The organism is Streptomyces sp. NPDC058086, assembly GCF_042885015.1.
Classification (GTDB): domain Bacteria; phylum Actinomycetota; class Actinomycetes; order Streptomycetales; family Streptomycetaceae; genus Streptomyces.
Genome location: NZ_JBHVST010000038.1, coordinates 81,025 through 94,901 on the forward strand (window position 1 = coordinate 81,025; position 13,877 = coordinate 94,901).

The following is a 13,877-nucleotide window of genomic DNA, read 5'->3' on the forward strand; positions in this document are numbered from 1 at the left end:
CCCGTCCGCGCACCTACACCCAGCCGCGCTGCGCCGCCCGCATCCCCAGCTGGAAACGGCTGGCCGCGCCCAGCCGCTCCTGCAGATCACTCACCCGGCGGCGCAGTGTCCGCAGGCTCACCCCCAGATGACGGGCGACCGCCTCGTCCTTCAACCCGGCGGCCAGCAGCCGGGTCAACGTCCGCTCGTCCTCGGTGAGTTCACCGTCGGAGACCGGCTGGCCGAGCGGGGTCGCCTGCTGCCAGGCCAGCTCGAAGAGCTTCTGCAAGGCCTCGGTGACCGCCGAGTGCCACACCACGACGGCACAGTAGCCGCCGGCCGCGGAGGCGGTCAGCGGCAGCAGCGCCCGACATCCGTCGACCACCAGCAGCTTGAGCGGCACGGTCGGCAACACCCGGGCCTGCTCGCCGAGTTCGACCATACTCAGGGCGCGGGACAGGACCTTCGGATCCTCCAGGCCGGTCGCCGCGTAGATCCCCCGAGAGACGATTCCGCGGCTGAGCAGATCGGCCTGGAGATCCACCTGCGGAGTGGGCGGGGCGAGATACGGCGGTGTGTCGAAAAGGCACACCTCGTGCTCCGCGCGCGCGTACATCTCCTCCAGGCGCGCCGCGATGGCGCCCTCGCCGGAGGCCACCTCGACCAGCCGGGACGGCTCCTCGCGAAGCAGCCCCGCCTCGTACGCGGTCGCCATCTCCTCGGCGGTGGCGGCAAGCAGTTCGGACTCCGTCTCGCGCCGCCGGATCAGCGCGCGGATCGCCACCCGGGGGTCGACCGCCCGTAACCCGCCCATGGAGTCCGGTGGTTGCAGCAACCCGAGAGTGAGCAGCCGGTTGCAGGCCTCGCGGACCCGGGCCGGGGAGGCACCGGTCAGCAGCGCCCAGCCGGCCGCGCCGGCGTCGGGCTGGTTCAGGATGGCCTGGTACAACAGCTCGTCGAACGCGGAGACCCCCACCGCGGCCCAGGGGCTCGCGGCAGGGGTTTCCCTTGCCGTGTCGTATGCCGTGTTCACCATGGCCCGGCACGGTAGACGATCTTTGTTAAGAACTTTCGCAACGTTTGGCGGCGGTTGTCTACTTCAGGCCGAACGCCCGTACGACCGTCTGGTCGACGGCGTCGCCGTCCCGGTCGGCGGCCCGCACGCGCAGCGACACGAACCGGGCGCCCTTCTTCGGGTGCTTGAGCTCCGCCTTGCCGTCCTTGACCTTCACTTCCTTCCATGAGGTGCCGTCGTCGTACGAGACCCAGGCCTTCAGGGAACTGGCCGTGACACCGCCCGACTGGTTCCGGACGGAGAGGCCGAGCTTCGACGTGTGTCCAGCCTCAGCACTGTTGAGAAGGCCGATCCCGGCCACGTCGTAGTCGACCGAGAGCAGCCCGAGCGCCGTCTGCTGGTCCGTGTGCGCCGAGGCGAAGGACCATTCGGTGTGGGTGCCGGTGGAGTACGCCGCCCAGTCGGCCGTGCGCTGCGTGTCGACCACGAGGCGGTACGAGGACTTCGCCGGCTGTGCGGTGAACGTGCCGTAGCCGCCGAGTGCGGTGTCGCCGACCAGTTGCCCGTCCGCGTACAGCTTGCCCTTTGCGGTGTCCTGGACGTTGTCCACGTATCCGTAGTGGCCCGGTGTGGCATCGCTCAACTCCGGGATACGGAAGGTGAGCTTGTCACCCGTGCGCTGGGATTGGCCGGACTGCTGAGTGGTCGCCGGGCGGACGACCTGGCCCAGCCAGTCCTCGGCGGGCTGCTTGCCCGCCTTGTCGAAGGTCCGCACGGGACCCCACTGAGGCTGGTTCGCCTGCCAGTTGGGATAGACGGCGTGCCAGATCCGGTTGTCGGAGACGTTGTAGTACTCGGTGCGTTCCGTGCCGAGTTGCACGTTGCTGGTGGTCGCGATGTCGGCACTCTGCCAGGGGCGGTACCGGTACACGGCGTCCTTGCCGACATCCCCGGCCCGGGCCCCGCGGTAACGAACCGTCTGCTTCACCGTGTTGGAGCTGTTCAGGTTGTATGTCTGGTTCGCCGAGACGGCTCCCACCTGCGGGAACATCACGTTGTACACATACGGACTGACCGGAGTGCCGGCCAGCTTCAGCTTGACCTTCTTCCCGCTCTTCAGCAGGGCGCCGAGCTTCGCGCCGTCCTCGCCGGTGGCGATCATCAGCGGGACGGTCGTGCTCTTCGCCCAGGCGATCCAGTACCCGGGCGTCTCGCGATAGGCGAGGACGTAACCGGCCCCGGCCGCGGTCGCGTTGGCCAGCGCCTCGTCCGGCGTCCCGTCGGCGCCCACTCGGACGACCGCCACCTTGCCCTTGACGTCGAGTCCCGCGAAGTCGGCCGCGGTGCCGGCGCCCGCGTCCACCGCGCGCACCGTGTGGTCACCGCTGACCTTCACGGGGAGACCGATATCGGTCTGCGCGTAGTCGAGGGGCAGCGCGTACTTCTCCGGGCCGGTGACGCTCGCCGTCAGCTCCTTGGCGTACAGCCGGAACTTCGAGGAGAACTCGAACATGCCCTGGGTGACCTTCTCGGTGGGCGCCACATAGACGTGGTCGGTCCACCAGCCCTGGCTGTAGGTCACCCCGAAGGCGGTCCCAGGGCCTTCCCGGTGCCAGTTGGTGCTGAAGCCCTGGAACTCGGAGTCCTCCTTGGTCTTCGGCTTGATCTCGACCGCCTTGCGGGCGTCGAGGACGACCTCGGTGTCCTTGTCGACCTTGATCTCCGGATCACCGACGATCGAGGTGTTGACCTCCAGGCCGGCCGCGTCCCGCTGCGAGATCCAGGACGCCATGGAGTACGTACCGGCCGGCACCTTGAAGGTGTAGCTCTTGCCGATGTACCCGTACGTGTCCGGGTACGCGCCGTTCAGCTCCTGCAGCATGAAGATCGACGACCAGGTGGGCGGCTTGCCGTCACGGCCCAGCAGCGACACCTTCAGGTCGTAGGTCTTCGGCAGCTTCTCGAAGCCGATGGCCGTGGTGACGAGGACGCCGTCGGCGCTCGCGGTGATGTGGCCCGTGTACCGGCCCGTCGCCTCCTTCGCCGGGTCGACCGTGACCGCGACGGTGGCGGTGCCCTTCGCCGGGACGGTGACCGTGTCCGCGTTCGGTGTGGCGTCGCGAAGTGACGAGGACACTTTCAACTCCACCGCTTTATCAGTGGTGTTGGTGTACGTGATGTCCTTGTCGGCGGCCGCGGTGTCGGTCTCCTCGTACTTGCCGAAGCTCAGCGTCGGAGTCGCGAAGACGCCCTGATTGACGGCCCGTACGGCGTCGACCCGGCCGTCGCCCTGCTCGAAGGCGTCGGCGTCCGGCATGGTCTTCGCCGTGGTAGCCAGCGCCTGCTTGATCTGCTGGCCCGTCCAGTCGGGGTGGGCCTGCGCTACCAGCGCCGCGGCGCCCGCGACATGCGGGGTCGCCATCGACGTACCGCTGGCCGTCGTGTAGTAGTCGTCGACCGGCGTACCGCCAGGCATGCTGGTGCCCGAGGCGCGGGCCGCGGTGATGGCCACGCCCGGTGCGGTGATCTCCGGCTTGACCGCGTAGTCACCGGCGCGCGGGCCCCGGCTGGAGAACGAGGCCAGCTTGTCCGACTTGTCCACGGCGCCGACCGTCAGCGCGGAGTCGGCGATGCCCGGGGTGCCGACGGTCTGCTCGGACGGGCCGGAGTTGCCCGCCGCGATCACGAAGAGGGTGCCGGTGGACGCGGACAGCTCGTCGACGGTCTCGCTCAGGATGTCGGAGGGGCCGGTGGCGTCACCGCCGAGCGACATCGACACGATCTTCGCGCCGGATTTGGCCGCCCAGTCCATGCCCGCGATGATCCAGGAGTCCTGGCCGTGGCCGGTGTTGTCGAGCACCTTGCCGACGCGCAGTTCCGCGCCCGGCGCCACGCCCTTGTACCGGCCGCCGGAGGCCGCGCCCGAGCCGACGATCGTGGACGCCACATGGGTGCCGTGACCGAAACCGTCCTGCACCGTCTCGCCCGGTACGAAGCTCTGCGTCTCGGCGATCTTCCCCGCCAGATCCGGGTGCCCGGTGTCCACGCCGGTGTCCAGGACCGCGACGTCGACGCCCTTGCCGTCGTAGCCCGACTTCCACACCTCGGGTGCGCCGATCTGCGGCACGCTGACGTCGAGGGACGCCTGTACCTTGCCGTCGAGCCAGATCTTGTCGATGCCCTCGCCGAGTTGCTTGGCGGCCCTGGTGGTCGGTTCGGTGCCGAGTGAGGGGGCGATGTCGGCCCAGAAGGAGGTCGACTTCTTCGCGCTCAGCGCCGCCCCGTCGATCGCGGGCAGCTTGAGCGTCCGGCGTGCGCCCTCGGGGATCGCGCTGCCGCTCTTGTACGTCGCGATCACCGGGGTGGTGCCGGTCTTCGCGTCCGCGTATCCCTGCTTCACCAGCTGGGTGACGTTGAACAGGGCCGGGTCGAGACGGCCCGCCTTCACCAGCGGGATCGCGTCCGCCGGCAGGACACTGACCTCGCCGTCGCGCTCGGTCGACAGGAAGGTGGCGGCCTCACGGCCCTTGCCGCGCTCGATCTCGACGGCGGACTTGCCGTCCGGCCCGGTGGTGACCGAAACCGTGTCGCCCGTGATGAGGGTGACGGTCTGGGTGGTGCCCTGCGCCGTCCCCGATGGGGTGTCGGGCGAAGGGGTCGGGGCCGCTGCCGAGGGTGCGACCGCACCCGCGAGCAGAGCGGCGGCGCCTGTCATGGCCCAGAGGGCGTGGAGTCTTCGCATCTGTGGGCTTTTCCTTCCCTTGAGAGACCTGGTGAGGTCTGGACCACTGTGCGGGCTGGGGGAGAAGGGGCTCAAGGGATTCCTGTGGCCGGGGTGTGCCAATGCCCCCTTCGGCCACGGGGGTTGAGGAGCGCCGGGGCGTCCCGGGAGACCCTTCGCACGGCTGCGGCAAAGTCGGAACACAGGGTTCTCCCAGCGAACCGGGACAGGATCGTCATATGTCTGGCACCCGAAGCGAACGTCTGCGCGCCACACGCGCCTCCGGCGAGCCCGTCCATGGCGAGCGCGCCCGTGACGACCGCGTCCCCGGCGAGCGTGACGGTAACGAGCGCCCCCGTGCCGGACGTGACGGTGGCGCCCGCGTGCGCGGTGAGCGTGACGGTGGCGAGTACGTCCGTGGCGACCGCGTGCGCGGCGAGGGGATCCGCGGGGACCGCCTCCATGGGGACCGCCTCCGTGGTGAGCGGATCCGTGGGGACCGTGTCCGTGTGCTGATCGTCGACGACGAACCCGCACTCACCGAACTGCTCTCCGTGGCCGTCACCGAGGCGGGCTGGCGGCCCTACCCGGTCGCCGACGGGCACAGCGCGCTGCGCGCCGCCCGCGGCTGCGCCCCGCACGCGGTCGTGCTCGACGGGATGCTGCCCGACCTCGACGGAATCCAGGTGCTGCGCAGGCTGCGCTACGAGAATCCGAGACTGCCCGTCCTCATGCTGACCGCGCGCGACGCGCTCGAACACCGCATCGACGGCCTGTCCGCGGGCGCCGACGACTACGTGACCAAGCCCTTCTCCCTGGAGGAGGTCGTCCTGCGGCTGCGCGGACTGCTGCGCAGGGCCGGAGCCGAACCGACCCGCACCGACGACTCCGTCCTGATGCTCGGCGATCTCGTCCTGACCGAGGAGACCCGCGAAGTGCGCCGCGACGGTACGCCGATCCAGCTCACCGCCAAGGAGTTCGACCTGCTCGGCCTGCTGCTCGGCCACCCGCGGCAGGTGCTGAGCAAGGCCCAGATCCTCGACCATGTGTGGAGCAGCTCCTTCGACGGCGGCGGCAACCTGGTCGAGGTCTACATCTCCAGCCTGCGCCGGAAGATCGACAAGGGGCGGGCGCCGATGATCCACACCGTGCGCGGGGTGGGGTACGCGATCCGCCCCGTGGAGGACGGGAGATGAGCCTCCGACCCACCCGGCTCCCCGGACGCTCCCGACACACGACGCGGGCAGGGCGTTCGCTGCGCACGCGGCTGCTGCTCTTCATCAGCGCCACCATCGTCGCCGTCTGCGCGGCGATGGCCCTCACCACCGTCTTCGCCCAACGCTCCTACCTGCTCGGCAACTTGGACCAGCGCGTCACCGACGCCGCCGAGCGCAGCCAGGGCGGCCTCCAGCGCCGCAGCGGCGACGACACTGACCTGGGGTTCCTCAACGAACGGGGACAGGCCGTCGGCACGCTCGCCGCCCGGTTCGACGAGGACGGGGACATCCTCGCCGCCGAGGTCGTCACCCACGACGGCGGCCGGCAGACCCTCACCGCCGTCCAGCGCGCCGCCCTCGACGGCATCACCACCGACGGCTCCCTGCACACCCGTACCGTCCCTGGCCTCGGCAGCTACCGGGTGACCGCCCTCGGCGGCGACGGCGTCCCCGTGCTCACCGGGCTCCCCATGGGCGACGTACAGGACATGATCGGCCGGCTGGTCGCGGTCGAGGGCGTGGTGGCCGCCGTCGGCCTCACCGCCGCGGGCTGCGTCTGCGCGGTCGTCATACGGCGCCAACTGCGCCCCCTCGGACGGGTCGCCGCCACCGCCGTCGAGGTCTCCCGCTCCCCGCTGGGCCACGGCGAGGTCACCGCCCTGACCCGCGTCCCCGAACGCGACACCGACCCCGGCAGCGAGGCCGGCCAGGTCGGTGCCGCCCTCAACCGCATGATCGACCACGTGGAGTCCTCGCTCGCCGAACGCCAGCGCGGCGAGGAGGAGATGCGCCGCAGCGAGGAACGCATGCGCCGCTTCCTCGCCGACGCCAGCCACGAACTCCGGACACCTCTCGCCTCCATCGCCGGATACGCGGAACTGATGAACCGCGGCACCGAGTGGATCGAACCGACCCTGGCCTGGCGCCGGGTCTCCGCCGAGTCGGCCCGGATGACCGGCCTCGTCGAGGACCTGCTGCTGCTCGCCCGGCTGGACGAGGGCCGGCCGCTGCACGCGGCCGAGGTGGACCTCGCGGCACTGGTCGCCGAGGCGGTGTGGGACGCGCGGGCCGCCGGGGACACCCACAACTGGCAGCTGGCGCTGCTGCTGGACTCCCCGGCCCTGGTCGTCGGCGACGAGGCACGGCTGCACCAGGTGGTGGCCAACCTGTTGGCCAACGCCCGTGTGCACACACCCGTTGGCACGACCGTGGTCGCCTCGGTGGAGGCCACGGAAGAGGCCTGTGTGATCCGCGTCCGCGACGACGGTCCCGGCATCCCGCAGCAACTGCTCCCGTCGGTCTTCGAACGCTTCACACGCGGCGATGTCTCGCGCGCCCGCGGCGGCCCCACGGAGGGGGGCTCCGGCCTCGGACTCGCCATCGTCGAGGCGGTCACCGTCGCCCACGGCGGTCGCATCCACGTGGAGAGCGCCCCGGGCCGTACGGAGTTCACGCTCGAACTGCCCCCGGCCGAAGGCGCCAGGACCCCGGACCCGGCGTCCGCTCCGGCACCCGCGTCGGCCTGATCCTCGGCGCCTTCTTCCCCGCCCCTGTGTACCCACCATGAAGGTCAACGAAATTGTTGACACTTTCTTCGGCGGCGACATACGTTCGCAGACGTCAGACCGAGGTGCGCGCCATGCGCGGGTGACGCGACAGCGGCCCGCCCCGGCGCCCGGAAGGGAGCGGTTCGTTGTCCTCGCGCCGGGCCCTTCCCCACCGCCCTTGCCGGACCTTTCCCCGCCGCGGTTGCCGGACCCTTCCCCGCCGCACTTCAGGTTCGCCTCAGGTTGCTCCCCCAGAGTCGTGCGCGCCCGGCCGTCCGCCAGGGACGTGCCCACGACGAAGGGATCCAGCGACGATGACCGAGCTCGACACTGGGGAGCACGCGGAGCAGTCCGGGACGCCTCAGCAGTCCGGGAAGGACTCCCGCGCTCACTCGGACCGGCGCAACTTCATGCGGAAGGTCTTCTTCGCGAGCGGCGCCACGGCCGTCGCCACCATGGGCGGCGCCGGAGCCTGGACCGCCCTCGCCGACGACACCGCCACCCCCGCCGCCGACGCCTCCGCGACACCGAGCGGCGCGCCCAGCGGCGGCCCCAGCGGCGGCCCCGGTGGCGGCGCGGGCGGCCCCGGCAACCAGACCATCACGGAGGACTTCTTCGGCCTCACCACCGACGGCAAGCGGATCGACGACCTTTACGCGATCCACTCCACGGGCGTCGCCACCGCCCCCGTGATCGCCGCCGCGAACGCCTTCCTCGCCGGGCTCACCGACACCCAGAAGACGGCGACGCAGTTCACGGTCCACTCCACCGAGTGGCGCCTGTGGAGCAACGTCGACTCGTACACGCGTCAGGGCGTCACCCTCGCCGACATGACGGATGATCAGAAGGCTCTGGGCAAGGCTCTGCTGAAGTCGGCGCTCAGCGCGGACGGCCTGGAGACCACCGAGAAGATCCGCAGGATCAACCGGGCGGCCGGCGAGGCGATCGGCAACACCGCCTCCTTCAACGAGGACGCGTACTACTGGACCCTGATGGGCACCCCGTCGGCCACCGAGCCCTGGGGCTTGCAGTTCGACGGCCACCACCTGGTCATCAACTACTTCGTGCTCGGCGACCAGGTCGTCATGAGCCCCTGCTTCTGGGGCTCCGAGCCGACCTCGATGGAGATCGACGGCGAGACCGTGACGGTCTGCCACGAGGAGGTCGTGGCGAGCCTCGCCTTCGTCAACTCCCTCACGCAGGCGCAGCGGGCGGTCGCCATCGAGTCCTCGACCAAGTCGAACGAGTCGATGAAGGCGGGCGCCTTCTCCGACAACGTCGTGCAGACGTACACCGGCCTGCGCGCCGACGTGCTGAACCGCGCGCAGAAGAAGAAGCTTCTCGGCATCGTCGAGGCCTTCGTCGGCCGCGGGAAGGCCGATGCCGCGAGGGTGCGGATGGCCGAGGTCCGGGAGTACCTCGACGACACCCATGTGACCTGGGCGGGCGGCACGGCCGACGACTCCGCCTTCTACGTCCGGGTGCACAGCCCGGTCGTCTGGGTCGAGGTCGACTGTCAGGCCCCGGGCCCGCTCGCGGGCGCGTACGGGGCCACGCAGGGCAGCGGCGCGACCCAGAAGCACGTCCACTCCGTCATCCGCACGCCCAACGGCAACGACTACGGGAAGGAGCTTCTTCGACAGCACTATCTGACGTCACCCCACCATCGGTGACGTGACCGACTCAGGTGGTTTCTCAGTCATAAGAAGATCAGTACCTGAGTGGTTTCTCCGTCATGGCGAGGGCCGCACCCGTTGTCAGGGGGTGCGGCCCTCGTGCGTGAAGCGCTTACACGTGAAGCGTTTACAGAGGTGGTTGTGCGCGCTAACGTCCGAATGAGGTGGGAGCGCTCCCAAGTGGCGGACCGGAACCCGCCGGGAGTCGCTCCCGCCTCACCTCACCTTCCCACCGGCTTCAACCTGCCCCGGAGCGACTGGCCGCTCACCCATTTCACCTCGGGTGCCACGGTCGACTTCTCCTGCAACGCCTGGGCCGCGCACCGAGTTGGTTCTACGTCTACGTCACCAAGGACGGTTTCGACCCGACCAGGGCGCTCACCTGGAACGACATGGAGGACTAGCCGTTCCTGACCGTCGACCACCCGCCGCTCAACGGCAGCCCGGGCACGGTCGAGGCCAACTACTCGTGGACCGGACAGCTCCCCGCGAACAAGTCGGGCCGCCACATCATCTGCATGGTCTGGTGGCGCTCGGACAGCACGGAGACCTTCTACTCCTGCTCGGACGTCGTCTTCGACGGCGGCAACGGCGAGGTGACAGGCATTCACGACCCCGGCAACCCCACCGGGCCCCCGCCCGGCGTCTGCTCCGCGACCCGTCGTAGGACCAACAGCTGGAACGGCGGCTACCGGTCGGAGGTGACCGTCACCGACACGGGAGACGTGCCGATGCTCGGCTGGATGGTCGACTGGACCCTGCCGGGCGGGCAGTCGGTCGTCAGCCTCTGGAACGGCGACGCGACCTACAGCGGCCAGGACGTGATGGTGCACAACGCCGACTGGAACGGTGCGCTGGATCCCGGGAAGAGCGCGACCTTCGGGTACGTCGTCTCGGGCTCCGGCGGTGATCCCGCGACCACGCTGCCCTGCCAGGTGGGTTGACCGGCTCTGGGCGGACCGGGTGGGTGGTGTGGAACTCACCCGGTCCGCGAGCCCGGGCGGGCGAGGGGGGTTGCTGCCCGGGGTGGTGGTCCCCCTGCTCGGGCGAAGGCGAGAGCTTGGGGGAGCGTGGCTTGTGGCGACCGAGGTGTGCGACAACGTTGTCTGATGGTCTGTACATGACTCTACCGCCTCAACCGACAACGATGTCAAGCCAGTTGAGAGGCCAGTGGGGGGCGCGTTGTGCCATAGGGGTGTGCGCCGAGCGTGCCTGTGGGACCGCACGCGGTCTTCCGTGGTACCCGTGGCGCACGTTACTGTCCCTGCGGCTTGTGCGACCTGTGGTGCGCGACCCGTCCGAAGGAGGAGGGGCCGCGTCATGCGTTTCCGTCCGTCATCCGTCCTGCTCGTCGTCGCCCTGGCGGCGGCCGGGATCACCCCCGTCGTCACCCCCGCGGCAGCCGCCACCGCCGCATCACCGGACCTCGTCCGGGACCCCACCACCTACGTCGACCCGCTCATCGGCACCAAGAACGGCGGAAACGTCTTCCCCGGCGCCGTCGTGCCCTTCGGCATGCTCTCCTGGAGCCCCGAGAACACCCGCGGCGACGCCACCCGTACGGCCGCGCCCGGCGGTTACCAGTACGACGCCACCCGCATCAGGGGCTTCAGCCTCACCCATATGTCCGGCACGGGCTGTGCGGGCGGCAGCGGCGACATCCCCTTCTTCCCGTACGCCGGCGAGGTCACGTCCTCCCCGGCGAGCGACACTAAGGACGCGGTGTACGCGGCCGACTTCGCGCACACCGACGAGACGGCGGAGCCCGGCCACTACAAGGTCGGCTTCGCCTCCGGCGTCACCGCCGACCTCACCGCGACCGCGCGCACCGGCTCGGGCCGCTTCAGCTTCCCCGCCGACAAGCCCGCCTCGCTGCTGGTCCGCAGCGCGGGCTCCGAGGTCGGTTCGACCGATTCGACCCTGAAGATCGACCCGGCGACCCGTACCGTCTCCGGGTCCGTCACCTCCGGGAACTTCTGCGGCTACCTCGACCCCGAGGGCCAACGCGCCTACTACACGCTCTACTTCACCGCCCGCTTCGACCGCGACTTCAAATCGACCGGCACCTGGCAGGACGACAAGCTGAGCCCGGGGTCCACGGAGGCGAGCGGCGGCACCGGCGGCTTCGCGAGCGGTGGCCGTCCCGTCGCGGGCAAGGGCGCGGGCGGCTATGTGGAGTTCGAGCCCGGCACCGACCCCGTGAACGTCAAGGTCGGCATCTCGTACGTCAGCCAGGCGGGGGCCGCCGCCAACCTCGCGGCCGAGAACCCGCCGTCCCGCTCCTTCGCCTCGGTCCAGGACGCCGCCCACCGCGCCTGGCGCGACCGGCTCGGCGCGATCAGGGTCGGCGGCGGCAGCGACACCGACCGCACCACCTTCTACACCGCGCTCTACCACGCCCTTCTGCACCCGAACGTCATCAGTGACGCCGACCGCAGATACCGGGGCCCCGACGACAAGGTCCATGTCGTCGGGCGCGGCCACCGGGCCCAGTACGGCACCTTCTCCGGCTGGGACGTCTACCGCTCCCAGGTCCAGCTGCTGACCCTGCTCAGCCCGGACACCGGATCCGACATCGCGCAGTCGCTGCTCGAACTCGCCCGGCAGAACGGCGGCGTCTGGGACCGCTGGCTGCACGGCGCGAGTGGCACCCATGTCATGAACGGCGACCCGTCCCCGACCGCGCTCGCCGGCATCCGGGCCTTCGGCGGCACCGACTTCGACCTGCGCGGCGCGCTGGACTCGCTGGTAGAGGCGGCGACCGTGCCGACCGAGGGCGACCTCTCCTCCTCGGGCAAGCCGGTCCTGTCCGTCGGGCAGCGGCCGTCGCTGGACAAGTACCTCAAGCAGCACTACATGCCGTCCGTGTCCAACGCCTGGGGCGGCGCCGCCGAGACCCTTGAGATGTCCGGCGCCGACTTCGCGCTCTCCCAGCTCGCCACGGCGGCGGGGAGGAAGCAGACGGCCGCCGACTTCGCCCGGCGCTCCCAGTGGTGGCAGAACAACTTCAACATCGCGGCCGACCCGACCGGTGGCTACGTCGCGGGCCGCAAGGCGGACGGCAGCTGGGTCACCGGCTTCACCCCGGCGACCGGCAACGGATTCGTGGAGGGTACGGCCGCCCAGTACACCTGGATGGTGCAGCACAATCCGGCCGGGCTCTTCGCCGCGATGGGCGGCCGGGACAAGGCACTCGACCGCCTCGACGCCTTCTTCCACAACGCCGACGGCAGCTGGGCCTTCTCGGGCAGCGGCGGCGACAAGTCGGAGCTGGACAACGAGCCGTCGATCAACGTGCCCTATCTGTACGCCTACGCGGGCGCGCCCTACAAGACGCAGGAGACCGTCCGCGCCGCGATGAACGGGCTGTGGTCCATCCAGCCGGGCGGCATCCCCGGGAACGACGACCTCGGGGAGATGTCGTCCTGGTACGTCTTCTCCGCGCTCGGCATGTATCCGCAGGTTCCTTCCCGTGCCGAACTCGTCCTCGCCTCACCGCTGTTCACGCGGGTGGAGATCAACCGGCCCGGCGGCAACGACATCGAGATCCGGGCGAACGGCGCCGCCGCGGACGCTCCGTACGTGCAGTCGCTGAAGGTGGACGGCCGTACCAGCGACCGCCCTTGGCTGCCTGCCTCCTTCGTCCGCGACGGCGGCACGCTCGACTACACCCTCTCCGGTACCCCGAACCGCACCTGGGGCAGTGACCCGGCGGCCGCCCCGCCGTCCTTCCGTGAGGGCGAGCAGCCGTACCAGATCGGTGTCGGCCCGACCACGGCGACGCTCGCACCCGGCGGCAGCACGAAGCTCGACATCCGTGCCCTCGCGCTGAGCGGCGGCACCGGCCCCGAGGTCTGCTTCAAGGTGGACACCCCGGCCGGAGTGACCGCGACCCCCGCCGAGGGCACCGTGACCGACGGCGCCCAGGAGATCACCCTGTCCGCCGGTGACACCGCCCAGCAGGGCTTCTACGACGTCAAGGTCACCGTGACGTCGGCCGCCACCTCGTACGAGCAGCCGGTCGCCCTGACCGTCGCGGCACCCGGCTCTCTTCTGGCCGCCTACAACAACACCGGTGTCTCCGACGACACCGGCGACCACGACGAGGCCGACTACGACGGCGGCGGCTGGAGCTACTCCCGTCAGGCCCTCGCCGCCGGAGGCCTGACCCCCGGCGCCCAGGGCACCGTGGACGGCCTCACCTACACCTGGCCCGACTCGCCCACCGGCCGCCCCGACAACGCCTCGGCGACCGCCCAGACCATCGAACTCGCCCACCCGGCCGACCGGTTGTCCTTCATCGGCAGCGCGGTCAACGGCAACCAGCAGACTCACGCGACCGTCACCTACACCGACGGCAGCACGGACTCCGTCGACCTCTCCTTCACCGACTGGACCGTCGGCGGCGGAGGCGGCACCGTCCAGTACGGCAACGAGATCGTCGCCAGGACCGCGTACCGCAATGTCGCGGGCGCCGACAAGGACCCGGTGGCGACGTACGTCTTCGCCACCAAGCCCTTCCAGGCCCCGTCCGGCAAGACCGTCAAGAGCGTGCAGCTGCCGTCCGACGCGGATCTGCACGTGTTCACCGTCGCGGTGAGCTGAGACCCCGGCCGCACAGCAGGGCGGGGGGGGGGGGTGGTATACGGCCCCCCCCCCCCCCCCCCGGGGGGTGGGGCCCCCCCGTTGACCACCCGGGAGGTTTAAAAAAAAAAGAACCCC

The 13,877-nt window shown here is 70.4% G+C and carries 7 protein-coding genes and 1 pseudogene; 5 read left to right on the forward strand and 3 right to left on the reverse strand.

The genetic code is table 11. The features are described 5' to 3' along the window. Positions 1-13: 13 nt before the first annotated feature. The 3 genes from ACFVWD_RS27670 to ACFVWD_RS27680 all read right to left on the reverse strand — a co-directional run bounded on the left by ACFVWD_RS27670 (position 14) and on the right by ACFVWD_RS27680 (position 5,179). A complete protein-coding gene (locus ACFVWD_RS27670) occupies positions 14-1,015 on the reverse strand; it encodes a response regulator transcription factor (protein WP_389599884.1) in 1,002 nt (333 codons plus the stop codon). A 58-nt stretch (positions 1,016-1,073) separates the two neighbouring features. After that, on the reverse strand, positions 1,074-4,736 hold the full coding sequence (locus ACFVWD_RS27675) for a S8 family serine peptidase (protein WP_389599886.1): 3,663 nt from the start codon (positions 4,734-4,736) through the stop codon (positions 1,074-1,076). A 71-nt stretch (positions 4,737-4,807) separates the two neighbouring features. After that, on the reverse strand, positions 4,808-5,179 hold the full coding sequence (locus tag ACFVWD_RS27680) for a hypothetical protein (RefSeq protein ID WP_389599888.1): 372 nt from the start codon (positions 5,177-5,179) through the stop codon (positions 4,808-4,810). Positions 5,180-5,224: 45 nt separating this feature from the next. Between ACFVWD_RS27680 and ACFVWD_RS27685 the strand changes: the two genes are divergently transcribed. The 5 genes and pseudogenes from ACFVWD_RS27685 (at position 5,225) to ACFVWD_RS27705 (ending at position 13,760) form a co-directional block, all read left to right on the forward strand. After that, positions 5,225-5,911 carry a response regulator transcription factor gene (locus tag ACFVWD_RS27685; RefSeq protein WP_389599889.1) on the forward strand — a complete coding sequence of 229 codons (687 nt, stop codon included), beginning with the start codon at positions 5,225-5,227 and terminating at the stop codon, positions 5,909-5,911. Next, positions 5,908-7,458, forward strand: a complete 1,551-nt coding sequence (locus tag ACFVWD_RS27690) for a sensor histidine kinase (protein WP_389599890.1) — start codon at positions 5,908-5,910, stop codon at positions 7,456-7,458. Before ACFVWD_RS27685 ends, ACFVWD_RS27690 begins: the two co-directional genes overlap by 4 nt. 335 nt (positions 7,459-7,793) lie before the next feature. Further along, positions 7,794-9,152, forward strand: coding sequence for a DUF3500 domain-containing protein (locus tag ACFVWD_RS27695; protein ID WP_389599892.1), 1,359 nt, complete (start codon positions 7,794-7,796; stop codon positions 9,150-9,152). A 234-nt stretch (positions 9,153-9,386) separates the two neighbouring features. After that, positions 9,387-10,099 (forward strand): annotated as a pseudogene (locus ACFVWD_RS27700) (lytic polysaccharide monooxygenase); the annotation flags it as partial. Between the two features lie 376 nt (positions 10,100-10,475). After that, positions 10,476-13,760, forward strand: coding sequence for a GH92 family glycosyl hydrolase (locus ACFVWD_RS27705; RefSeq protein ID WP_389599893.1), 3,285 nt, complete (start codon positions 10,476-10,478; stop codon positions 13,758-13,760). Positions 13,761-13,877: the final 117 nt, after the last annotated feature.

What these genes read in the sequence shown, in the direction of transcription:
- ACFVWD_RS27680 (WP_389599888.1), bottom strand. Translation starts at nt 5,179, where the DNA reads ATGGAGGCGGTCCCCGCGGATCCCCTCGCCGCGCACGCGGTCGCCACG.
- ACFVWD_RS27705 (WP_389599893.1), top strand. Translation starts at nt 10,476, where the DNA reads ATGCGTTTCCGTCCGTCATCCGTCCTGCTCGTCGTCGCCCTGGCGGCG.
- ACFVWD_RS27695 (WP_389599892.1), top strand. Translation starts at nt 7,794, where the DNA reads ATGACCGAGCTCGACACTGGGGAGCACGCGGAGCAGTCCGGGACGCCT.
- ACFVWD_RS27670 (WP_389599884.1), bottom strand. Translation starts at nt 1,015, where the DNA reads ATGGTGAACACGGCATACGACACGGCAAGGGAAACCCCTGCCGCGAGC.
- ACFVWD_RS27690 (WP_389599890.1), top strand. Translation starts at nt 5,908, where the DNA reads ATGAGCCTCCGACCCACCCGGCTCCCCGGACGCTCCCGACACACGACG.
- ACFVWD_RS27675 (WP_389599886.1), bottom strand. Translation starts at nt 4,736, where the DNA reads ATGCGAAGACTCCACGCCCTCTGGGCCATGACAGGCGCCGCCGCTCTG.